A 21985-nucleotide genomic window follows, 5' to 3' on the forward strand; every position below is an offset into this window, starting at 1 on the left:
GGACGGTTTCCGCTGTGGGGTGGGTTTCAGGTGTTGGCAGTGGTGTGCGGGTGCGTGGCGGCGAGCAGCGTGCGCCCAATGAAATCCTTGGGGCCCGTGACTCCCGGCAAGGTGAAGAAGTACCCGCCGCCAACCGGCTTGAGGTATTCCTCCAGGGGCTCGCCATTGAGCCGGGTCTGCACGCTGATAAAGCCTTTCTCCAGGTCAGCCCTGGTAGCAGATGAACAACAGCCCCATGTCCAGCTGACCGTTTTTATTGACGCCGTTGGAGTAGTTGAACGGCCGGCGCAAAATCAGGTTGCCCTGTGTCTGCGGAGTGCGCGGGTTGGCCAGGCGGATGTGGGCATCGAGCTTGGTCAACTTGCCTTCGGGGTCCTTGCTGTAGTCGGGGACCTGGCTTTTCCTGCTGGCCACCCATGGGCGCGCCCGTGGTCTTGACGCGGCCGATGATGCTTTCCTGTTCCTGCAGCGGGGTGCGGTCCCAGCGTTCGACGAAGTTGCGGATGATGCGCACCGCCTGGTAGCTGCCATGGGCGGCCCAGGCCGGTTCGTCGCTGCTCGGCTGGACCCAGACGATCTGGTCCATGGTCTTGCCGTCGTTGGAGTCGGGGTTGGCCGAACCGTCACGGAAACCGAGGAAATTACGCGCACTCTGCGCCGGCTCACCGGGTTTGCTCGGGGCCTGGGGCGGCACGCTGCCTTCCTGTTTCCAGCGCACCAGCAGCAGGTCGGGCAGGTTTTTCACGATGTCGCGCAGGGCGTGGATATTGGTGTCGGGGGTGTTGGAGCAAAATTGCAGGCTCAAGTCGCCGTGGCACTGCGCCGGTTCCAGCGCGTCATTGGGAAAACCCACCATGCGGCTCAGGCGCTTGGGCTTGGCGTGTTCCAGGCCGAAGCGCTCATCGAACAGCGACTCGCCGACGGACACGGTGATGGTCAGGTTATCCGGCGTGACCACCGGGCCGAGAATCCCCGAATCGGTGGGCGGCAGCTTCGGATCGACTTGCGCCACGGTGCCGCCGGTCATCAGGAAGCTGATGCGCTCGTTCAACGTGCGAAACAACCGCTCCAGGTCTTCGCGGTCGCTGGCCAGCACGTCGAACGCCACCAGCATGCCGCAGGCCGGGCGCGGGGTGACGATGCCGCTTTGGTGTCTGCCGAAGAAATCATGGTGGTCTTGGGTCTTGTCGCTGCGCGGTGCGCTGGTGACTTGCTCGGCGGCAGCCATGGCCGGGCAGCTCAGGCTGCTGCCCGCTAGCGCGACGCCGGTGGCGGCCATGCCCAGCAGGACACGGCGGCGCTGGAGGTTGGTGTGTGCGGAATCACTCATGTGTGCGGTCGTCTTCACTGCAGGCCGGAAAGGCCAAGGGCGGGATCGATTCCATCGAGTGCGGCGGCCAGAGCCTTGGCCTTGTCGGCGATCTGCTGGCGCTGATCGGCGGTCACGCTGTCGTAGGGGGTATAACCGTTGCTGGTCTTGAAACCGGCGAGTTCAGCGTCGAAGGCGGCGAGGGCGCTGTCGATTTTCGGCAACAGCTCGGCGGCGGATTTGCCCAGCAGCGGGCGCATCAGATCGACCACCTTGTGCGCGGCCTCCAGGTTGGCGGCGAAACCATACAGGTCGGTGTGGCTGTAGCGCTCTTCTTCACCACTGAGGGCGCGACTGTCCGCCAGGCTGTTGAGGTTGCGCACCACGATACTCACCAACTGCTCCGGTGGCAGCGATTGGGCCAGCAGTTGTTGCTTGAGGGCGGTGACGTCGGTCAGCAGGCGCTGGGCAATCGGCGCCAGGCCATCGAGGCTGCGCTGCTGGAACAGGCTGTATTCGAGGCGGTGGAAGCCGCTGAAAGCCGGGTCCTGCTCGCGCTTTTCAAAGTAATCGGCACGGGCGTTGATCCCGTTGTCCAGCTCCGCCAGGCGCTGGGACGCCGGGGCGAGGCGCTGGTAGGCCTCACGGGCCGGGATGTACAGCGCTTGCGCCTGGGCCAGGTCATCGGCGTCGATGGCCTGTTGCAAGGCAGTCACCGCCTTGACCAGCGCGCTGCCCTGGCTGCTCAGGTACACGCGGAACTCCGACAGCGGGCCGATAAACGCCACCATCGACGGCTTGGCCTTGGCCTGGGCGTCGGACTCCGCCGTCGGCGTCACATGCAAGGTGCCACGCGGGTTGCTGAGCAAGCCGCAGGTGATCGCATAGTCGCCCGGCAGCAGGTTGGCGTTGATCACCTGGCTCAGGCCGGGGGCGATGTTTTCCCGTTCTTCGACCACCAGCACGCCATCGAGGATTTCCCATTCCACCGCGCGGTCGGAACGGTTGATGATGCGAAAGCTCGCACGGCCGGCCGGTACGGTCAGCGCATTCGGCTCGCAGGCGTGGCCATGAATGGTCACGGCGATTTCATTGTGGTTGGCCTGGCGCTTGCTCGCGGCCAGTTGCGACGCGTAGTAGAACAGGCCACCGGCGGCGATCATCACGACCACCGAGCCTGCCACGGCCCAGCGCAGGGCGCGGGGTGGGAGCGCCGGTTGAGGAGTTGGGTGGGACAAGGGACGGTCCTTACTGGCTGGAAACGGAGGAAGGTTGGGCGACGGGCGAGGGCAGGAAGAACATCACCAGCGCCACCACCAGGTAGATCAAATAGGCGCCCAGGGTGCTGACGGTCGGTGCTTCCTGATAGCCGAACATGCCGGCGAGTACCGAGCCCAGTGGGCTGTCCATCGGCAACACGGCGCTGAAATCGAACAACACGGTTTGCAGGTGGTTCCACACGCCGGCTTCATGCAGGGCCTGCACCGAATTGGCGAGGATGCCGGCGGCCACCACCAGGATGAATAGGCCGGTCCAGCGGAAAAACGCACCGAGGTTCAGGCGCATGCTGCCGCTGTAGATCAGGAAACCGACGACGATCGCCAGGATCAAGCCGAGCAGGGCGCCAATCGGCGCGCCCGGGCCTTCACTTTGCTGGAACACCGCCAGCAGGAAGAACACGGTTTCCAGCCCTTCACGGGCCACGGCGAAGAACACCATGAGGATCAGTGCGGTGACCTGATGCCTGGAACCGGCCAGCGCCTGGTCGAGGGACTCGTGCAGGGAATGCTTGATGGAGCGCGCCACCTTGCGCATCCAGAACACCATGGAACTGAGGATGGCTACCGCGACCAGTCCGACAACACCTTCGAACAATTCCTGCTGCTTTTGCGGAAATTCGGCGCTGACCAATTCCAGGCCACCACCGACCAGCAACGCCAGCGCGGCGGCGAGGAATACACCAATCCACACCGCCGGCATCCACTGGCCACGGCCGGTCTGTTGCAGGTAACTGGCGATGATGCCAACGATCAATGCGGCTTCAATGCCTTCGCGCAACATGATGAGAAAAGGAACAAGCATTCGGCACCGCGTCACAACTAGATAGGAGGCTAAGTTGTAACATAATGATACTCATTGCTAAACAACAATTCTTGACGTTTGCTGAACAGTGGCTGAACGGTGGTGGCGAAGGGCAACCGCCCTTATGATGCACGCCATCTTGTGTGCCGCCGGAACGCCCAACTGCCCATGTCGGAAAAAGACTCCATCTCCATTCACCTCGTGCGCGAAGCCTTGTTGCAGAGCTGTGCGCCGGGGGCGGCCACGGTTGAAGCGCTGAGCAAGGTCGGGATTGCCCCGGCGTTGCTGGAGCAGCCCAGCGCCCGCGTACCGGCGACGGCCTACGCGCGGTTGTGGCGCCTGCTGGCGCGGCGTCGGGATGACGAGTTTTTCGGCATGGACCCGCGCCGGCTCAAATCCGGTAGCCTGGCGTTCCTCTGTCACGCCTCGATGGCGCAACCGACGCTCGCCACGGCCCTGGAAACCGCGTTGGGGTTTCTGTCCTTGATGCTGGAGCAAATGCCCGCGCAACTGGTGCGCCAACAGAGCCTGGCAGAGATCGTGCTGGCGGAACCCGCGCCCAAACGCGCGTTCACCTATTTCACCTATTGGATGATCGTGCATGGCGTGGCCTGCTGGCTGGCGGGGCGGCGCATTCCGATCCTGGCGATTGAACTGCGCTGCCCGCAGCCGGACTTTTGCGACGACTACCAGGTGATGTTTTCCGACAACCTACGGTTTTATCGGCCACGTACCCGCATGATCTTCTCCGCCGATTGCCTCGACCTACCGATCAAGCGCAGCGCCGAAGAACTCAAACGCTTCCTCGCCCACGCCCCCGCCAACATCCTCGTCAAATACCGCGACCCCGACAGCCTAGCCACCCGCATCAAGCACGACCTGCGCCACCTGCCCCCCGACACCTGGCCGGAAACCGACGGCCTGGCCGCCAGCCTGTGCATCTCCGCCTCAACCCTGCGCCGACGCCTGGCGGAAGAGGGCCAGACGTATCAGGGCCTCAAGGACAGCGTGCGTAAAGAGTTGGCCATTGTCTGGCTGGCCGAACCGCAGATCAGCTTTGCCGAGATTGCGGCGCGGTTGGGGTTTGCCGATGCTAGTTCGTTTTATAAGGCGTTTCGTAAATGGGTGGGGTCGAATCCGGGGCATTATCGGAGTTTGATTTTGAATGAAAGTGCCCGGGGTTAGTTGAGTCTGAGCGGGATTAGGATGTCGCTGACTCATTCCATCGAATTAATATGACAGAGCGCTCCTTAATGATTTTAGGAAGCGACTGGCATATTCACAGCCTGAATTCGTGCACAGTAAGCCGTGTGTTTCCTTCTGCCAGTCGCAGTGACTTTAGATTGCTGTGTAGGAAGCTGGACATACTGTTTAACTGTGAGGGAATTCTATGGATAAATAAACCAATAGATTGGCTTTCTGTGCATATTTGAAAATTAATTGTTGATTTTGAGGTGTGATCATGAAAAGTCTTATTGCGTTGCCGTTTGTTGTGTTGATGGTGATGTCGTCGCAGGTGTCTGCGGCGTGTTTGTATATAACGGATAGCTTTAGTGGGATTGTGGCGGGGAAGCAAGCCGATACAGCCCATGGTCCGTTTACGATAACGTCTGTCAACGGATGCTCAAATGCAAATATCGATGTACGGGTTTCTGCGCTGGGTGTGGGTAGAGGTCCAGAGGTTTACATTGAGCGCCAGGTAGGCGGTTCGTGGAAACGAGAGACGTTCGGTATAGGTAGCAATGCTACGTACAATGGGCCACTCGGAACTTATCGAGTTCAAGTGAACAATGACGAAGAACTTCCAAAAGCTTACTCCGGTACCGCCAGGTACGGTCGGTAGGCTGCCGAAAGGTCAGTGCGCTAGGCTAAGCCTAGCGCACTGCTTCCTGCCGAGCCCCTCCAGTTCAGGCTCGCTCGTCGATAGACAAATTACTACTGTTCGAATTAATGAAGAATGCAAGTGCGTTTATTGCATGGTTTGCATCTACCATTCCCTGCAAATAGTCCGTAGCTCCTTCCCGCCTCGGGATTGCCGGATCGCTGTTGAAATGCGCAATAGTATCTTCAAGCTTTTCGTTGAAGAGGGCGATAGCATTGAATTTCACATGCGTGTCCGTTTGCTTTCCGTTTGCGTCGGACGCACCATCTCCAGAAATAAACATGCCGAAGGACCGGCGGCTAATCATTTCGTTTTTGTAAAGCAGGCTGCCAACGACTTTCAGTTCGTCCGTGCTGATTGACGTCATGTCATATTTTTTCAAAAACGCCTTCAGCTCAACGATTTGTTTAGTGTCGGTAAGCTTTAGTGTCTCCGCGGCTTTGGGTGCCTCGGTTATGGTGAATTGATTCGTCACCTGTCCGGGGTTCTTGATCTGGAAAGGATTGGAAGCCTTGGTGTGCCGCATTTGTTCAGCAGTCAACAAAATCGCCATGATGGTGCCCTTCAATAGTTGGAAGTTACATCGGCGTTTCGTCAGTCTCACTGTTTTCTTGAGACAAGGTGAACGACAGTCAGTTATGCATTTTCAGGCTCAATTAAAGTAAGTCACTGCCAGTGAATACCACGGCAGGCTGGATTACGAAAAAACCTACAAGAGATTTCTAATCGCCCTACAGTTATTACCCTCAATGTTTTAAGACCCCTCCCACAAAAAAACCTCAAAAAAAAGCCCCGCGACCAAATGGACCACGGGGCTAAAAATTGGCTGGATGCGACCAACCAAAGGAGCTCTTTAAATCAAATCACTTCGCGCTGGCCACCACCGTATCCGGCTGCCAGCCACCCCCCAGTGCCTTGTAGATCGCCACAATCCCGCGATACAAATCCACCTCGGCCTGGGCCTGGGAGTCTTCCGCCGCCAACCGCTCACGCTGCGCGTCCAACAGCACCAGGAAGTCCACCGTACCTTCGCGGTAACGAATCGCCGCCAGGTCCGCCGCCGCGCGGCTGGACTCACTCTGACGGATCAACGACACCAGCCGTTGCTGCCGCTTGCCATAGTCACTGAACGCATTCTCGGACTCTTCCAACGCCAGCAACACTTGCTGCTCATAAGTCGCCAACGCGCCGTCCGCTTCGGCATTCGCACCGCGCAAACGGGCGCGCACGCTGCCCAGGTCAAACGCGGCCCAGGTGATGCTCGGGCCCAGGGACCAGGCATTCGCCGCGGCCGAGCCGATCTGCGAGCCGCGCCCGGCGGTGAAGCCGAGGAAGCCGCTGAGGCTGACCCGTGGGAACAAGTCGGCCTTGGCCACGCCGATGCGCGCGGTGGCGGCGGCCAGTTTGCGTTCGGCGCTGAGGATGTCCGGGCGCCGTTGCAGCAGTTGCCCCGGTTCGCCAATCGGCAGTGCCTTGGCAATCGCCGGCAGGTCTTTCGGGCTCAGGTCCACGCTCAGCTTGTCCGGGCGCTGGCCGAGGAGGGTGGCGATGCGGTTGCGCTCGCGCACTTGTTCGGCTTGCAGTTGCGGCACGCTGGCTTCGACCGCCGCCAGGCGGGCATCTGCGCGTTCTACGTCCAGCTGATCACCGACACCGGCATCTCGCAGGCTGACGGTGATGGTGCGCGATTCCTGCTGGTTCTTCAGGTTGTCCAGGGCGATGCGTTCGCGCAGTTGCGCGCCGCGCAGTTGACCGTAGGCATCCACCAGTTCGGCAATCATGGTGACTTGCAGTTGGTACAGGTCCGCCTCTGCGACCTGTTGGTCAGCGTCGCTGGCCTCCAGGTTGCGGCGGATGCGGCCGAACAAGTCGACTTCCCAGGCCATGTCCAGGCCCAGGTCATAGCGCTCGCTGGTGACGCGCTTGGTGGTCTGGCCGGGGATCTGGCCCTTGCCCACATCACTGCTGGCGCGAGAGGTGACCACCGGCATGATGTCGTTGGCCGCATCATCACGGATCGCACGGGCGGCGCGCAGGCGGGCGAACGCCACGCGCAGGTCGCGGTTACCGCTCAACGACTGGGTCACCAGCTGGTTGAGGGTCGGGTCCTCGAACTGCTGCCACCAGATGCCTTCGTACTTGGCGTGGTCGTAGCTCTTGGTGTCGGCGGCGGCCGTGATATTGGCCGCCTCCAGGTTCTCGGTTTTGTAGTCCGGGCCCACGGCACAGGCGCTCAGCGCCAGTACCAGCAAGCTCGGCAGGAATACTTTCACGCTCATTGCTGTGTCTCCAGCTTCAAGGCCTTGGCCGCTTTGCGCGCTTCCTGGCGCTCCACATAGCGACGGATCAGTACGTAGAACACTGGCGTCAGCAACAGACCGAAGAAGGTCACGCCGATCATCCCGGAGAACACCGCCACACCCATGGCATGCCGCATCTCGGCACCGGCACCGCTGGACAACACCAGTGGCACCACACCCATGATGAACGCGAACGAGGTCATCAGGATCGGCCGCAGACGCAGACGGCACGCCTCCAGCACCGCAGCCAGCGGGTCAAGACCCTCCGCCTGTTTATCCTTGGCAAACTCGACGATCAGAATCGCGTTCTTGCACGCCAGGCCCACCAGTACGATCAGGCCGATCTGGGTGAAGATGTTGTTGTCGCCGCCGGAGATAATCACCCCGGTGATGGCCGACAGCAGGGTCATCGGTACGATCAGGATCACCGCCAGTGGCAGGCTCCAGCTTTCGTATTGAGCCGCCAGTACCAGGAACGCCAGCAGCACACACAGGGGGAACACGAACAGTGCAGTGTTGCCCGAGAGGATTTGCTGATACGTCAGGTCGGTCCACTCGTAGGTCATGCCGTTGGGCAGTTCTTCTTTCAGCAGTTTCTCGATCGCCGCTTCCGCCTGGCCCGAGCTGTAGCCCGGCGCGGCGTTGCCGTTGATCTCGGCGGTGATAAAGCCGTTGTAGTGCATCACGCGGTCCGGGCCCGAGGTGTCGCTGACCTTGATAAAGGTCGCCAGCGGGATCATCTCGCCTTTGTTGTTACGCACTTTCAGCTGGCCGATCTGGTCTTCGTCGAGGCGGAACTGCTGCTCGGCCTGCACGTTGACCTGGTAGGTACGGCCAAAGCGGTTGAAGTCGTTGGCATACAACGAGCCCAGGTAGATCTGCAGGGTGTCGAAGATGTCGCTGATCGCCACGCCGTGGGTCTTGGCCTTTTCGCGGTCGATAGCGGCATCGACCTGGGGCACGTTGACCGTGTAGCTGGTGAACAGGCCAAACAGTTCCGGCACGTTATGGCTCTTGGTGATGACGTTCTGCACTTCTTTGTACAGCTCGTCGTAACCCAGGTTGCCACGGTCTTCGATCTGCAGGCGGAACCCGCCAATCGTACCCAGGCCCTGTACCGGCGGCGGTGGGAAGATCGCCATGTAGGCTTCCTGGATGTCGCTGTACTTGCCATTCAGCGCACCGGCAATCGCACCGGCGGACATGCTTGGGTCTTTGCGCTCATCGAACGGCTTCAAGGTGACAAACACGATGCCGCTGTTCGGGCTGTTGGTGAAGCCGTTGATCGACAGGCCCGGGAAGGCGACCGCGGCTTCCACGCCCGGTTGCTTCAAGGCGATGTCGGACATGCGCTTGATCACATCTTCGGTGCGGTCCAGGCTGGCGGCGTCCGGCAGTTGGGCGAAGGCCACCAGGTATTGCTTGTCCTGGGCCGGTACGAAACCGGTCGGGGTGTGGGCAAAACCGAACCAGGTCAGCACCATCAGGCCGGCGTACAGGAACAGGGCAATGCCGCTGCCGCGAATCACTCGGCGTACGGTGCCGACGTAACCGTGGCTGGCTTTCTCGAAGAAACGGTTGAACGGTTTGAACAACCAGCCGCCCAGCAGCTTGTCGAGCACCTTGGAGAAACGGTCTTTCGGCGCGTTGTGGCTTTTCAGCAACACGGCAGCCAGGGCCGGCGACAAGGTCAGGGAGTTGAACGCCGAGATCACCGTCGAGATCGCAATGGTCAAGGCGAACTGCTTGTAGAACTGCCCGGTCAAGCCGCTGATGAATGCCGCCGGAATGAACACCGCACACAGCACCAATGCCGTGGCAATGATCGGGCCGGTCACTTCGCTCATGGCTTTTTCAGTGGCCGGGAACGGCTCCAGGCCCAGCTCGATATTCCGCTCGACGTTCTCCACCACCACGATGGCGTCGTCCACCACGATACCAATCGCCAATACCAGGCCGAACAGCGACAGCGCGTTGAGCGAGAAGCCAAACAGGTGCATCACTGCAAACGTACCGATCAACGATACCGGCACCGCCACCAACGGAATGATCGAGGCGCGCCAGGTTTGCAGGAACAGGATCACCACCAGAACCACCAGGATCAGCGCTTCGAACAGCGTGTGTACCACCGCTTCGATGGAGCCACGCACGAAGATGGTCGGGTCATAGACGATGCTGTAGTCCATGCCCTGCGGGAAGCTCTTTTTCAGCTCCTCCATCTTGCCGCGCACTTCGTTGGAGATCTCGATCGCGTTGGAACCCGGACGCTGGAAGATCGGGATCGCCACCGCCGGCTGGTTGTTGAGCAACGAGCGCAGGGCGTATTGGCTGGAACCCAGCTCGACCCGTGCGATGTCTTTCAAGCGGGTGATCTCACCGTTATCGCCGGAGCGAATGATGATGTTCTCGAACTCTTCTTCCGTCACCAGACGGCCTTGAGTGTTCACCGACAACTGGAAGCTGGTGGCATTCGGCGCAGGTTGCGCACCCAAGGCACCGGCCGCCACCTGGCGGTTCTGCTCGCGGATCGCGGTGACCACATCCGTCGCCGTCAAATTGCGCGAAGCGGTCTTGTTCGGATCAAGCCACACACGCAGGGAATAGTCGCCCATGCCGAACAGCTGCACGTCACCCACGCCGCCCAGGCGCGCCAACTCATCCTTGACGTTGAGCAAGGCATAGTTGGACAGGTAGAGCATGTCGTAGCGCTGATCCGGGGAGGTCAAGTGCACCACCATGGTCAGGTCGGGGGAGGCCTTGTCCACGGTGATACCGATGCGCGTCACTTCCTCAGGCAGTTTTGGCTGAGTCCGCGTCACCCGGTTTTGCACCTGCACCTGCGCGTTGTCCAGGTCGGTGCCCAGGGCGAAGGTAATGGTCAGGGTCAGCTTGCCGTCGGCGGTGGATTGCGAGGACATGTACAGCATGTTCTCGACGCCGGTGATGGCTTGCTCCAGCGGCGCGGCCACGGTTTCACCGATGACCTTGGGGTTGGCGCCGGGGAAGTTGGCGCGCACCACCACGGTCGGCGGTACCACTTCCGGGTATTCGCTGATCGGCAATTGGAACAGCGAGATCGCACCCGCGATCAGGATCAGCAGCGACAGTACCGCTGCGAAGATCGGCCGCGAAATGAAGAACTTGGAAAAATTCATCTTGAGTCGTATCCCTTAACCGCGTGGAGTCGCAACGGCTGCGAGCTTGGGCGCGGATTTTACCGGCGCCACTTGCTCCAGGTTGCTGGCTTCAAGCGCTTGTCGTTGTTGGGCCAAGGCGGCGAGGGTTTCCTTGCTGGCCATCGGGATGGTTTCCGGGGCGACCGGCGAGCCAGGGCGTACGCGTTGCAAGCCCTTGACGATCACGGTGTCTTCTTTGTTCAGGCCACTGCGCACGATGCGCAAGCCTTCGATTTTCGGCCCCAGTTCCACCGAGCGATACGCCGGCTTGTCGCCTTCCATCACCAGCACGAATTTCTTGCCCAGGTCAGTGCCGACGGCTTCGTCGTTGATCAACACGGCGGAGTAGGTGCCGCTGCCGACCAGCTTCAAGCGTGCGTACAGGCCCGGGGTGTAGCGGCCGTCCGTGTTGTCGAACACCGCACGCCCACGGATGGTGCCGGTGGCCGGGTTGACCTGGTTGTCGACGAAGTTCATCTGGCCCTGGTGCGGGTTGCCGGTTTCGTTGGACAGGCCCAGGTACACCGGGGTAGTCGCACCGCGACGGCCTTGGCGCGCCAGTTCGGTGTACTTGAGGAACACGCGCTCATCGGCGTCGAAATAGGCGTAGACCTTGTCGGTGGAGACCACGCTGGTCAGTGCGGTGACGTCGGCGGTTACCAGGTTGCCGGCGGTGATTTCCGCACGGCTGACGCGGCCGCTGATTGGCGAAGTCACGCGGGTGAAGCTCAGGTTCAGCTTGGCCAGGTCCAACTGCGCCTGGATCCCGGCGACCGCGGCGCGGGCTTCCTGGGCGGCGGTGGTGCGCGAGTCGGCCAATTCGGCGGAGATCGCATTGCTCTGGCGCAGGCGTTCGCCGCGTTGCGCTTCGTTGTCGCTGCGGCTGGCGGCGGCACGGGTTTGTTGCAGTTGGGCTTCGAGGCGGCGCACTTCAGCCTGGAACGGACGCGGGTCGATCTGGAACAACAGGTCGCCTTTCTTCACCAGGGCACCTTCGATGAAGGCCACCTGATCGATCTGGCCCGACACCCGCGGACGGATCTGCACGGTCTCCGGCGCTTCCAGGCGGCCGGTGAATTCATCCCACTCGTTGACCGGCTGCTCCAGCACCTTGGCCACGCTGACTTTGGCAGCTGGCATGGCGGCCGCTTGTTCCGGGGTCTTGCCGCACGCGCTCATCACCACCACGGCCAGGATCGCCAGGGGGAAGCGCAAATGTTTGAGTGACTGTTCCATGAGGTGCATCCGCCAATGTATTTGAGATGGGCGGATCATGCGCGGCGGGGTGCTATGTCACGAATCGAATGAAGCAAAGGTAACTATCATTCGGAATGATATAAGCGGCGGGAAAGCCCTCTAGGATGGGGGTTTCGTTAGGGTGCTATCAATGTCGTTGATAACAAAGGACTGTTGCAGGTTGTGCAGAAGTACCTGCCAGGCTCGGTCAAAACTGTGGGAGCTGGCTTGCCTGCGATGAGGGTGTGTCAGTCATACATGAATTGGCTGACACTCCCTTATCGCGGGCAAGCCCGCTCTCACATTTGGATCTCCGCGTATTACAAAGTGCCGAACCCCACCTGCACCGTCAGCGCCCCCTGGTTATCTGCAAGTCCAATCCCATACCTACCCTCCAGATCATCATTGATACACAGCTGCAATTCCCCCGTCTCCCCCGGCGGAACCAGCGCCAAATCCCCCACCAAAAACGGCGTCCCCCCACTGCCCACGCGCCCAATCAACGCGCCTTCATTGGCCCCCGGCAACGTATAGCCCGCCTTGGCAATCAACCCCGCGCTGCCATTGCCATCCACCATGCCGCCCACCGGGCTTGCAAGCCACTTGCCGCTCACGTAGCGCACCAACCGTGGGCTCGGCCCGCTGATCTGCACGCCGCTGCCTTGCCACGGCTGGTTGGCCTGCACCTGCACGGTCACGGCCTTGAGGTCGTTGCACAGGGTGTCGCCGGCCTGGATCGATAGCGCAGCGATGGTCAGGCTGGGGTTGGACGTGCCGGTGCTGGGGAACACGCCGTCACCAACCAGGAACAGGTTGGCGTGGTCCCAACTGCGCTGGTATTTGTCCACCACCGAGGTCTTCGGATCGGCGCCCATGCGGTAGGTGCCCATCAAATGCCCGGCGCCCTGGAACGAATAGGATTCGCCCTGGTAGACGAACACCCCCGGCGGGATGTCGGCGGTCAGCTCCGTAGCACCGAGCAATTCGGTGATGACATGGCTGGCGAGGATGCGCGCCTGCTTGAAGCCCTCCTTGGTGTAGTCCGACAGGTCGTAATGGATTTCCGGGCGCGGAATGCCCAGACGGTCCTTGTATTGGCTGGATGGCACGATGTAGCAGTTGGCGTTATCGGGATCCTCCTCGACTTGCTCCACCAGAAAGCCCACGCGAAATTGCCGGGTCAGCAGGTTGTTCAACTGTTGCACCAGCGCCGTGCCGAACAGCACCTGCGAGGCGCCTCCCGTATTGGGCAGCGGGTTGGTGCGGCTGACGTTGGTGCCATCGATGAGGTCGGCGACGGTGGTGTAGGGATCGCCAATCGGCCAGTTGAAGCCTTCGTTGCCGATCTCGATGCGCCACGCCGCACGCTGGCTGCGAAACGCCCCGTCGCGCAGGCTTTCAATGCCCGACGTGGACACCGGCCCTCGATACGGAAACACCGTCTTGCCTTCGGGCATCAAGCCCCAGGCCAGATAGATCGGGTGGTCCGCCAGGCTACGGCCGACCTGGCCGCTGCTGTTGGCCACACCATTGGGCCAGGCGCTGCTGGTGGAATTGAGCAGCAGCTTGGGCGTCTCGATGGCATGGGCGGCGATCACATAACGCTGCCCGATGGCCACGCCGGTGCCGGTCGCCGGCCCGTCGCCCAGTTGATACTGGATGAACTCGATGCCATTGATGGTCTTGTCCGCCGCCACGGTGACCTTGCTCGCCACGGTCTTGTACAGGATCCGCACATTGCCGGTGTTGAGCGCGTTGTTCATCGTCACCGTGGCGTCGTACTTGGCCTGGATCGGGCAGATCGGCGTGCAGTTGGTGTTGCCCGCACACACCCGGCGCCCGGCATACGGCTGGGAGTTGCGCCCGGCCGGGGTCGGGCTGACGACCAAGGGCAAACCCTGGAATGACTGGCCCTGCACCGCGCTGACAAAGCTGCCATCCACCAGCGACAGCGGGATGCTGGTCATCGGGAACTCGTAGTTGGCGGGGAAGGTGATGCCCAGGTAGCCCTGGTCGGCGACGTTGGCCGCCACGCCGATTTCCGCCTCGGCGCGGCAATACGCGCTTTGCAGGTCGTTGTAGCTGATCGGCCAATCCACCCCCACGCCGTACAGCGACTTCAGGCGAAAGTCGTTGGGCAGCATGCGCAGGCACGTCGCCACCCAATGCCAGGTGGTGCCGCCGCCCACGCGCTCGTAGGTGCTGGTAAACGGCAGCGGGCCTTTTTGCACGAGGTAGCTGACGTCGGGGTTGTTCCAACCCAGGATCAGGTCGGCGATGGTCGCACGCGGTGCGTTCTGCTCGGCCGGGTTGCGCGCCGGGCTCAGGGTGCTGACGGGCGGGTAGGGCGACTCCGGGGTTTTCAGGGTGGCGGTATAGAACCGCTCCAGGTACTGGTTTCGGTTCGCCGGGATTTCCGGGCCGGACTCCAGCACCAGCACCTTCACCCCGGCCAATCCCAGTTGATAGGCAATCAGGCTGCCCGCAAGGCCCGCACCGACGATCACTACATCCGCTTGTTCGGTACTCATGACGAGGCTCCTGGCTGGGTGCTGGCGGCAACGCCGGTGAAATCCTCAAGGCTCGGCGGCGCACTGTTCCAGTAGCCAAAGAAGAACTCGCTGTAGCCCATCGGGTGCGCCTGGGCGATGCTCCACGCCCAGCTTTGGGTGTAGGCCTCGGCGCTGACCACGGTTTGCTCATTCGCCGGGAATGCGCCTTGGGTATACGGCTGGTACCACACGCCGAGCAGCCACAGCTTCATGATCGCGCGCGCCGCCTGGGCGGTTTGCGTGGCGGCGGGCTGGCCGTTCTGCATGAGGATGGCGGTGCCGATCTGCTGCGGTGTTTGTTGCTCGGCCAGCAGCGCCGCGTATTGGCCGAGCAGGGCGCTGAGCACGTTCTGCCCCAGGCGCGGGCCGATGAAGGCGAGGAAGGTGGTGGGCAGGCCGATGGGGTCAACGGAGGGCGCCAGCAGTTCCTGGTTGATCCCGGTGAGCACCACGCTCAGGCCGGTGAAGTTGTCGAGGTCGGTACTCATGGCTGGCTCCCTGTTGCCCCGGTGGATTGGGCGCGTTCGAGCAGGTAAGTGAAGTCGGCGAAACTGGTGCGCGGCGACTGCGTGACGTGGGTCGCCGCATTGCCGTGGCAGGCGATGCAACTGGACGACGCCTGGGGCACGCTGCCCTGGATATACGTCTCCAGCGTCGCATTGGCGAGGAACGACGGCGCCGGCTTGCCCAGGGGCACGGTGGCCGAGATCTGGCACGGCGGCTGGCCGCTGAGGGTCGGCCATTGGGTGCTGATCAACTGGTAGTTGGCCCACACGCTGTTGGGGTTCACCGTGCGCAGCAAGGTCTGGTAGGTGTTGTTCAGGGTTTTCGTCGCATCGGTCAGGGGGATCTCGCGCACGATCTGCGATGGCGTGGCCTTCACCGCCGGGTTCCAGGGCCGTGGCGGCGGCTGGTTGACCTCGGCGTGGCTGCTGGCGTTGTAGAACAGGTACGGGCCCTTGCGCTCGGCCGGTGGCGTGGTTTTTTCCGGCACATTGTCGACGTGCTCGAAGGTGGACCACACCCACTGCGGCGCGCTGGTGGTCTTGTGCACGATGTGCAGGCCGACCAGGCCCACCGGCTCGGCCGTGCAGGACTCCGCCACCACCGGCCCCTTGCTCGGGTCGCTGTTGCCCGGCGTATACACCAAGGCATCGACCGTGTGGAAACTGCCGGGCTTATCATTGCCGTCCAGCACCTTCCACGACGCCTTGACCATGATCGAGCCCACCTCGCTGGTGTTCGGGTTGCCGCAACTGAACGCCACCGCATTGGTCGGGCTGGCGGCAAAAAACGCCTGCTGGCCCTGCACGCTGTACAGGCCGTTGTTGACGATGCCGTCGAACATCGACTGGTTCACCACGATTTCATTGCGCGTGTACACGCCGCTCTGGTCCACCAGCGGGCCGCTTTCAAAGGGCTGGATAAACTCATCCAGCACGTCCGGAACCTTGCCCATCTGTTGCAGCAAGCGCCCGGAACCCTTGCCCTCGCAGGCCGGCGGCACGGCCACCGGCGCGCGAAACGGCTGCGGCTTCTGGCCCTGGGGCAGGAAGATCTGGTAACTCTCCCGGTAGCCTTCCCACACCGTGGCCGCGTCCTGCTGGCCGATCTGTACGCCGGTATTGGGGTTGCCGTCGGCCAGGGCTGGCCAGTTCAGCGCAATAAAGGTCTGCCACGACATGTCGTCGAAGTTCTGTTGCAGGCTGGTGAGGGAAAACGGCGGGGTGGCCGTGACATCGAAGGGGATTTGCGTAGACAGCGTGGGGGCCGCGACGACCAGTGGGCTCAGCAATGCGCCAAACAACGCGCAGCCGAACCCAGGCCGGGGGCGATGGGGTTCCTTTCTCATCGTGATCTCCTGGGCATCAGGCGCCAGGAGACAGTGGGTCCGTCATGGACTCTTCAATACGCCTCCTGGCACGTCCCTGAGCGTAGATAAGGCGGCGCAGGCCGGTGTATGGGCGGCTAGATTGTTTCGTAATAAGTGCAATTGCCGCACTGCCCTTGCTGCTGGATGCTCATCAGGCGGGCGTTTCGTCCGCGCTCAGCGCATCGGCGCGGATGTAGCTGCGAAAGACATGGTCCCAGAGCGGCGACGACACCCCGAAGTTTTTCTCGATGCCTTTGCGGTGATGCAGGTCATGGTTGGCCACCAAGCCGGGGATAAAGCGGTAAGCCCAGTGCTCCGGGCGGTGCATCACGTAATGCAGGGAAATGTAGAAAAAGTAGCCGGTGACCGCGCCGATAAACATCGAGGTCAGCCCGCTGTACCAGGCAAACAGCAGCAGGGCGGCAAAGGTGGAACTGGTCTTCCAGCTCGACACGCCGATATAGGCCAGCACGTCGACATGGTGGGTCCAGTGCTCGCGGCGGTACAGCGAGTGGAACAGGAAGCGGTGCGTCGAGTATTCCACCAGCGTCCAGGCCAGCAGGCCCAGCAGCGCCAGGCCGGCGTCAAATGGCGCGAGGTACAGGGCCAGGGCGATAAACAGCGGGACGCTGAAAAAGTCGAGGTAATAAGCGACTGACGACATCAGCCATTTATTGGAAGCAGCCATGTGCGCAATATCCTTGTAGTGCCGATGGTTGGGGCGAATCGGCGGCGATTGGATCACACATTGGCGCTTCCGTGCAGCAACCCTCAACCGGTCTTGCGGCCTTGTTCACCTTTGGCGAGGATCGCCGTGTATTCGCCGGGGTCCACGCCGTTGAGGTAGTAATTGCCGACGTGGTGCAAACGCCAGCGGATCGGGTCATGGGTGGTGTGCACCCGCGCATTGCGCCAGAAGCGGTCGAGGTTCCATTTGCTCAGGGCGGAACTGGCGCCCAGCAGGGCGAAGATCTCGCTGGAGATTTTCAGCGCGGCACTGTCGGAGTGGGCGCGCACCGTCGCCACCGCCAGGATCAGCTCGCTTTGCAGAACCGTGTCGTGCTCATCCAGCAGATGCTGGTCAAACAGCCGGGCGGCGTCGCGCAGCAGGGATTCGGCGGCGCGCAGGGCCACGGCGAATTCGCCGATCTGGCGGATCACGTGGGGCTCTTCATAGGCATGGTCGACGCCGCTCTCCACCCACGGCCGTGCGTTCACGCGCAAGTACTCGACGCCGGCCTGCAACGCGCCGGCGGCGATGCCGGTGTCGATGGCCGCGTGGAGGATCTGCGGGAAGGTCAGGCCGGTGCGCTTCATCGGGCCTTCGCGCAGCAGCACGAAATCGGGGTCGAGGATCACCTCGTCGAAGCGCACGGTGCCGCTCACCGAATGCTGCTGGCCAAACGCACGCCAGTCGTCCACCAAGGTCAGGCCGGGGGTGTCGCGGTGCAGCCAGATACCGGCGCCACCTTGCTCCGAGGCGGCGGCCAGCCAGATCCAGTCGGCCAGGTAGGCGCCGGTCGAATAGAACTTGCTGCCGTTGAGCACCAGTTGCCCGTCGGCGCGCCGCTCGACGCGGGTCTTCAAGGCAAATTTGTTTTTCCCGCCGACTTCGGCCAGGGCGTTGGCCAGGCGCTTGCCGGCCAGCACATCGCTGACGATGCGCTGGCGGGCGGTGGCGCTGTAGTCCTCGAGGATGCCGCGCAGCATGACGTAGTGAATCTGTAGCAGTTGGCCGACGCCGCCATCGGCCGTGGAAATGATCCGCACCACCTCGACCTGGGTGTGTACGGAGGCGCCGAGGCCACCCAAGGCGGTGGGCACGCCGATGGCGGTCAGCCCGTAATCGGAGAGCCACTGGGCCTGGCGGGCAGGGATTTGCTCGTTGTTCGCAGGGTCGCGGGCCAGCTCGGCGATGCGCAGGGCGGCCGCGCGGGCGGCGTCCAGGGCCTGGCGTTCGGTGCGTAGGGGCAGGGCGATGTCGCTCATGGGTAAACGTCTCGTTGGGCAGATGAAAAAAACACTCACGCCAGCCCTGAGCAAGTTCTGCGCCAGCGCGCATTGGCCCATGCGCAGGGGGCTTTGGCGCCACCCAATCGCGCGGGTTGTGGCATTGGCAGCAATGGCTGCTGGTGGCCTGCTGCGCTGGCAGCAGTCGGCGCTTTCTGAAACTTCGAAGGCAAATAAACCCCTTGTAAATCAGCTAGATAGTTGGTTGGCATGGTCGTTGCGATGAGCTGCCCATCCACCCGCTAACGGGTCTTTCATTTGTGCTGACCGGAGTTCCCATGCCCATTGCCGCTGCCTTGCCTCCTTCCACCCTGGAAACGTTGTGGTTCACCCGCTGCCCGGTGCCGACCGCCTCGGGTATTGCCTTCAAGCTCGGCTGGCTGGGCGAAGAGTTCGCCCGCGACGGTATCCGCGTCGCCACCTTGCAAGACGCGTTGCAACTGGGGCGTCATCACTACGATCACGAACTGCCGGGGCTGTTTCGCGAAGGCGGCAACGTGCCGGCCCTGGCCGCACGCGGCGCCGGCACACCGACACGCTTGATCGGCCTGACCTGGATCGAGGAATGGCAAACCATCCTCGTGCGCCCCGACTCGGGTATTCGCTCGCCCGCCGACCTGCGCGGCAAGCGCCTGGCCCTGCCGGCCTGGGAAGCCGGGGATCGTCCTGGCAGCATCGCCCGGGCCATGAGCCTGTCCGGCTACAAGGGCGCGCTGGCGTTGGCCGGCCTGGATTTCAGCGATGTGGACCTGGTGGAAGTGGCCTTGCACCCGCGTGACGACAGCCTGCCGCCCGAGGCAGGTTTGCAGCGCCTGTGGTCGGGCCTCGATCACCTGGTGCGCGGCGACGTGGACGCGGTCTACGTCAAAGGCGCCTCGGCCGCCGACGCCGCCCAGCGCCTGGGCTTGGTGGTGGGCATCGACCTCGATCAGGTGGCCACGCCACGCCAGCGCATCAACAACGGCACGCCGCGCCCGATCACGATCCACCAGAACCTGTTGGACGAGCACTACGACGTGGTGGTGCGGTTCCTCGCGCAAACCCTGCGTGCTGCCGATTGGGCTGCGCAGAACCTCGACGCCTTGCGCGCCATCCTGGCGGAAGAAACCCGCGCCGCCAGTGCCGGTGTCGAGGCGGCTTATCGGGGGGATTTCCATACCTCGCTGCACCCGGACCTGTCGGCCGAGCGCCTGGAATACCTGGCGCTGCAAAAGAACTTCCTCTACCGCCACGGCTTCCTGGAGCACGATTTCGACCTCGCCCAGTGGGTCGCCCCGCAACCGCTGCACGACGCCCGCGCACTGCTCAACCGTAGCCAAGGACAGTAAGCCCATGCCCGCACACTTTCACTTCAACCGCCTGGCCTGGGCCATTGCCGGTGCCCTGGCACTGCACGGTCAACTTGCCGCCGCCGACGAACCGGTGGCCAACGAGGCATTGCCCACGGTGACCGTCACCGCGCAGAAACGCGAAGAATCGCTGCAGGACGTACCCTCGGCGATCTCCGTGGTCAGCGCCAAGGACATCGAAAGCACCGGCGGCGGCTTCAGTGCCGGCAAGGCCTTGCGCAACGTGCCCAATGCGATCGCGCCGGAGTTCGCCGGCCACCAGCGGCCGCGCTGGTACATCCGTGGCATGGGCTCCGGCGACATGGCCTCGACCACGGTGTACCCGGTGGGCATCTACACCGACGACGTGTACATCGACCCCCACGTGGCCACCGGCTTCCCGCTGTATGACATGGAGCGCGTCGAAATCCTGCGCGGCCCCCAGGGCACCCTGTGGGGCAAGAACACCACGGGCGGCGCGATCAACTTTGTCTCGCGCAAACCCACCTTCGAAGACCCTGCGGGCTACTTCAAGGCCGATGCCGGCAACTACAACGCCCAGCTGTATGAAGGCGCCTACGGCGGCACCTTGCTCAAGGACAAGCTGGCCGGCCGCGTGGCGTTTATCGACCAGAGCAGCGACGGCCAACTGAAAAACCAGGTGGACGGCCACACCGTCGGCGATATCCACGACCAGGCCTTGCGCCTGCAATTGCTGGCGCAAATCAACGACGACCTGCAAGCCACCCTGCAGCTGCACGCCCGCGACTACAAAGGCCAGGGCATCGCCACCCGCGCCTGGGGCGCAGGGGCGGGCGACAGCACGTTGTTCGGCCCGGCGCCCAAGCCGAACACCGGCCACGCCGCGTTTACCGGCAAGGCCGACGACCGCATCCAGCACAACGGTGTGCAACTGGCGTTGAAGTGGGGCCTCGGCGAGCTGCAACTGGACTCGATCACCGCGTTCGACGACATCCAGGAAAAAGCCCAGGGGCCGAACATGAGCATTTACGAATTCGGCCGCTCCTATTCCGATGACCACTGGAAGCAGGCGTCCCAGGAACTGCGCCTGTCCTCGGCGAAAAACCAGCCCGTAAGTTGGATCATCGGCACCCACCTGTTCCACGAACACCTGGACAGCGCCTCCAGCAGTGCCTTGCTGCCGGCCGACTACAACCAGGCGTTCGGCGTCGCCGATTACGGCAAGACCTCGATTGACCAGACCACCGACAGTTTCGCGCTCTTCGGCAGCACCACCTGGCGCAGGTCAGCGAGCCCTTGAGCATCACCACCGGCCTGCGCTGGACCCGCGAAACCAAGGACATCGACCTGCAACGCGTGGCCGCACCGGGCAGCGACTCAGTGTCGTTCGCCAGCGCCGACCAGTGGTGGAAGCACTACACCGGGCCGCTGGCGACCACCGTGGTGCAGGACGAAAAACGCACCTGGAACAAACTTACCTACGACATCACCCCCGAGTACCAGCTCAACGACAACGCCCGTGTGTATTTCCGCTATGCCAAGGGCTTTCGCTCCGGTGGTTTCAGCGGCGGCGCGCTGGTGCAGGCCGAAGCGTCGGTGGTGGCGCCGGAAAACGTCGACGCCTACGAACTGGGGATCAAAGAGTGAATGGTTCGATGAACGCCTGACCGCCAACGCCAACGTCTTCTACTACGACTACTCGGACATCCAGGTCAACGCCGTGTCGGTGCGTGACGGCCAGGTGGTGTCGCTGCTGACCAACAGCGGCAAGGGCGTGATTCGCGGCGCCGAGTTCGAACTTGAAGCGCTGCCGCTCACCAACCTGCACCTGAACGCCTCGGCGGGCCTGTTGCACACCGAGTTGCAGGACTTCGAATCCGGCGGCGTCGATTACTCCGGCAACCGCATCGCCCGTTCGCCGTCGCGCACCCTGGCCGTGGGCGCCAGTTACCGCATCCCGCTGGACAACGGCGACGCGCTCAACTTCGGCAGCGACTGGCGCTACCAGAGCCGCATCTACTTCCTGCCCACCGCCCAGCAAGACCACAGCGTGTCCCAAGGCGGCTACACCCTGGGCAGCGCCAGCGCCACCTACCACTTTGGCGGGCGCCTGGACCTGGACCTGACCGCCTACGTCAACAACCTCACCGACAAACAATACAAGACCGACAGCGTGCCCTTGCCCTTCGATGTGGCCTGGGACGCGCGGGGCGACCGGCGCACCTTTGGGGTCAGCGCACTGACCCGTTTCTAGG

The 21985-nt window shown here is 62.6% G+C and carries 17 protein-coding genes and 1 pseudogene; 6 read left to right on the forward strand and 12 right to left on the reverse strand.

The window, feature by feature from the left end; translation table 11 throughout:
• Positions 1–26: 26 nt before the first annotated feature.
• The 3 genes and pseudogenes from efeB to efeU form a co-directional block, all read right to left on the reverse strand.
• A pseudogene (efeB, locus tag PSH87_RS13120) lies at positions 27–1330 on the reverse strand (iron uptake transporter deferrochelatase/peroxidase subunit).
• 14 nt (positions 1331–1344) lie between these two features.
• Complete coding sequence (gene efeO / locus PSH87_RS13125) at positions 1345–2547, reverse strand: iron uptake system protein EfeO (RefSeq protein ID WP_305434020.1); 1203 nt, start codon at positions 2545–2547, stop codon at positions 1345–1347.
• Between the two features lie 10 nt (positions 2548–2557).
• A complete protein-coding gene (efeU, locus tag PSH87_RS13130) occupies positions 2558–3391 on the reverse strand; it encodes an iron uptake transporter permease EfeU (protein ID WP_305434022.1) in 834 nt (277 codons plus the stop codon).
• A gap of 168 nt (positions 3392–3559) precedes the next feature.
• Here efeU and PSH87_RS13135 point away from each other — a divergent pair, with 168 nt between their 5' ends.
• Positions 3560–4576 carry an AraC family transcriptional regulator gene (locus PSH87_RS13135; protein ID WP_305434023.1) on the forward strand — a complete coding sequence of 339 codons (1017 nt, stop codon included), beginning with the start codon at positions 3560–3562 and terminating at the stop codon, positions 4574–4576.
• Positions 4577–5298: 722 nt separating this feature from the next.
• On the opposite strand, the gene PSH87_RS13140 is transcribed toward PSH87_RS13135, so the two are convergent.
• The 9 genes from PSH87_RS13140 to PSH87_RS13180 all read right to left on the reverse strand — a co-directional run bounded on the left by PSH87_RS13140 (position 5299) and on the right by PSH87_RS13180 (position 18399).
• The gene (locus PSH87_RS13140; protein ID WP_305434025.1) at positions 5299–5826 is read right to left on the reverse strand and encodes a hypothetical protein; all 528 of its coding nucleotides are present in this window, start codon (positions 5824–5826) and stop codon (positions 5299–5301) included.
• Positions 5827–6136: 310 nt separating this feature from the next.
• Entirely contained in the window at positions 6137–7552 is a 1416-nt protein-coding gene (locus PSH87_RS13145; protein ID WP_305434027.1) for an efflux transporter outer membrane subunit, read from the reverse strand.
• Positions 7549–10728: a multidrug efflux RND transporter permease subunit gene (locus tag PSH87_RS13150; protein WP_017739370.1), complete on the reverse strand. Its 3180-nt coding sequence runs from the start codon at positions 10726–10728 to the stop codon at positions 7549–7551. The genes PSH87_RS13145 and PSH87_RS13150 overlap by 4 nt, the downstream gene beginning before the upstream one ends.
• A gap of 15 nt (positions 10729–10743) precedes the next feature.
• Positions 10744–11985 carry a multidrug efflux RND transporter periplasmic adaptor subunit MexE gene (gene mexE / locus PSH87_RS13155; protein WP_305434029.1) on the reverse strand — a complete coding sequence of 414 codons (1242 nt, stop codon included), beginning with the start codon at positions 11983–11985 and terminating at the stop codon, positions 10744–10746.
• Between the two features lie 320 nt (positions 11986–12305).
• Complete coding sequence (locus PSH87_RS13160) at positions 12306–14516, reverse strand: GMC family oxidoreductase (RefSeq protein ID WP_305434031.1); 2211 nt, start codon at positions 14514–14516, stop codon at positions 12306–12308.
• On the reverse strand, positions 14513–15025 hold the full coding sequence (locus PSH87_RS13165) for a sorbitol dehydrogenase (protein WP_305434032.1): 513 nt from the start codon (positions 15023–15025) through the stop codon (positions 14513–14515). The genes PSH87_RS13160 and PSH87_RS13165 overlap by 4 nt, the downstream gene beginning before the upstream one ends.
• Positions 15022–16389 carry a cytochrome C gene (locus PSH87_RS13170; protein ID WP_305434034.1) on the reverse strand — a complete coding sequence of 456 codons (1368 nt, stop codon included), beginning with the start codon at positions 16387–16389 and terminating at the stop codon, positions 15022–15024. The genes PSH87_RS13165 and PSH87_RS13170 overlap by 4 nt, the downstream gene beginning before the upstream one ends.
• 172 nt (positions 16390–16561) lie before the next feature.
• Positions 16562–17098, reverse strand: a complete 537-nt coding sequence (locus PSH87_RS13175; RefSeq protein ID WP_017739365.1) for a sterol desaturase family protein — start codon at positions 17096–17098, stop codon at positions 16562–16564.
• A gap of 83 nt (positions 17099–17181) precedes the next feature.
• Complete coding sequence (locus PSH87_RS13180) at positions 17182–18399, reverse strand: acyl-CoA dehydrogenase family protein (protein WP_017739364.1); 1218 nt, start codon at positions 18397–18399, stop codon at positions 17182–17184.
• Here PSH87_RS13180 and PSH87_RS13185 point away from each other — a divergent pair.
• Genes PSH87_RS13185 through PSH87_RS13205 form a run of 5 tightly spaced genes read left to right on the forward strand, consistent with a single transcriptional unit; the run spans position 18398 to position 21984 of the window.
• Positions 18398–18646 (forward strand): hypothetical protein, encoded by a 249-nt coding sequence (locus PSH87_RS13185; RefSeq protein ID WP_177325363.1) that lies wholly within the window; start codon positions 18398–18400, stop codon positions 18644–18646. The genes PSH87_RS13180 and PSH87_RS13185 overlap by 2 nt on opposite strands.
• Positions 18647–18698: 52 nt before the next feature.
• Positions 18699–19748, forward strand: a complete 1050-nt coding sequence (locus tag PSH87_RS13190; protein ID WP_305434036.1) for an ABC transporter substrate-binding protein — start codon at positions 18699–18701, stop codon at positions 19746–19748.
• Between the two features lie 4 nt (positions 19749–19752).
• Positions 19753–21030 carry a TonB-dependent receptor gene (locus PSH87_RS13195; protein ID WP_305434037.1) on the forward strand — a complete coding sequence of 426 codons (1278 nt, stop codon included), beginning with the start codon at positions 19753–19755 and terminating at the stop codon, positions 21028–21030.
• Entirely contained in the window at positions 21027–21377 is a 351-nt protein-coding gene (locus tag PSH87_RS13200) for a TonB-dependent receptor domain-containing protein (RefSeq protein ID WP_305434039.1), read from the forward strand. The genes PSH87_RS13195 and PSH87_RS13200 overlap by 4 nt, the downstream gene beginning before the upstream one ends.
• Positions 21265–21984, forward strand: a complete 720-nt coding sequence (locus PSH87_RS13205) for a TonB-dependent receptor domain-containing protein (RefSeq protein WP_305434040.1) — start codon at positions 21265–21267, stop codon at positions 21982–21984. Before PSH87_RS13200 ends, PSH87_RS13205 begins: the two co-directional genes overlap by 113 nt.
• Position 21985: the final 1 nt, after the last annotated feature.

The organism is Pseudomonas sp. FP453, from assembly GCF_030687495.1.
Lineage (GTDB): Bacteria > Pseudomonadota > Gammaproteobacteria > Pseudomonadales > Pseudomonadaceae > Aquipseudomonas.

Coding starts and splice junctions, on each gene's coding strand:
- efeU (WP_305434022.1), bottom strand. CDS start 3,391: ATGCTTGTTCCTTTTCTCATCATGTTGCGCGAAGGCATTGAAGCCGCA.
- PSH87_RS13135 (WP_305434023.1), top strand. CDS start 3,560: ATGTCGGAAAAAGACTCCATCTCCATTCACCTCGTGCGCGAAGCCTTG.
- PSH87_RS13140 (WP_305434025.1), bottom strand. CDS start 5,826: ATGGCGATTTTGTTGACTGCTGAACAAATGCGGCACACCAAGGCTTCC.
- PSH87_RS13145 (WP_305434027.1), bottom strand. CDS start 7,552: ATGAGCGTGAAAGTATTCCTGCCGAGCTTGCTGGTACTGGCGCTGAGC.
- PSH87_RS13150 (WP_017739370.1), bottom strand. CDS start 10,728: ATGAATTTTTCCAAGTTCTTCATTTCGCGGCCGATCTTCGCAGCGGTA.
- mexE (WP_305434029.1), bottom strand. CDS start 11,985: ATGGAACAGTCACTCAAACATTTGCGCTTCCCCCTGGCGATCCTGGCC.
- PSH87_RS13160 (WP_305434031.1), bottom strand. CDS start 14,516: ATGAGTACCGAACAAGCGGATGTAGTGATCGTCGGTGCGGGCCTTGCG.
- PSH87_RS13165 (WP_305434032.1), bottom strand. CDS start 15,025: ATGAGTACCGACCTCGACAACTTCACCGGCCTGAGCGTGGTGCTCACC.
- PSH87_RS13170 (WP_305434034.1), bottom strand. CDS start 16,389: ATGAGAAAGGAACCCCATCGCCCCCGGCCTGGGTTCGGCTGCGCGTTG.
- PSH87_RS13175 (WP_017739365.1), bottom strand. CDS start 17,098: ATGGCTGCTTCCAATAAATGGCTGATGTCGTCAGTCGCTTATTACCTC.
- PSH87_RS13185 (WP_177325363.1), top strand. CDS start 18,398: ATGGGTAAACGTCTCGTTGGGCAGATGAAAAAAACACTCACGCCAGCC.
- PSH87_RS13180 (WP_017739364.1), bottom strand. CDS start 18,399: ATGAGCGACATCGCCCTGCCCCTACGCACCGAACGCCAGGCCCTGGAC.
- PSH87_RS13190 (WP_305434036.1), top strand. CDS start 18,699: ATGCCCATTGCCGCTGCCTTGCCTCCTTCCACCCTGGAAACGTTGTGG.
- PSH87_RS13195 (WP_305434037.1), top strand. CDS start 19,753: ATGCCCGCACACTTTCACTTCAACCGCCTGGCCTGGGCCATTGCCGGT.
- PSH87_RS13205 (WP_305434040.1), top strand. CDS start 21,265: ATGCCAAGGGCTTTCGCTCCGGTGGTTTCAGCGGCGGCGCGCTGGTGC.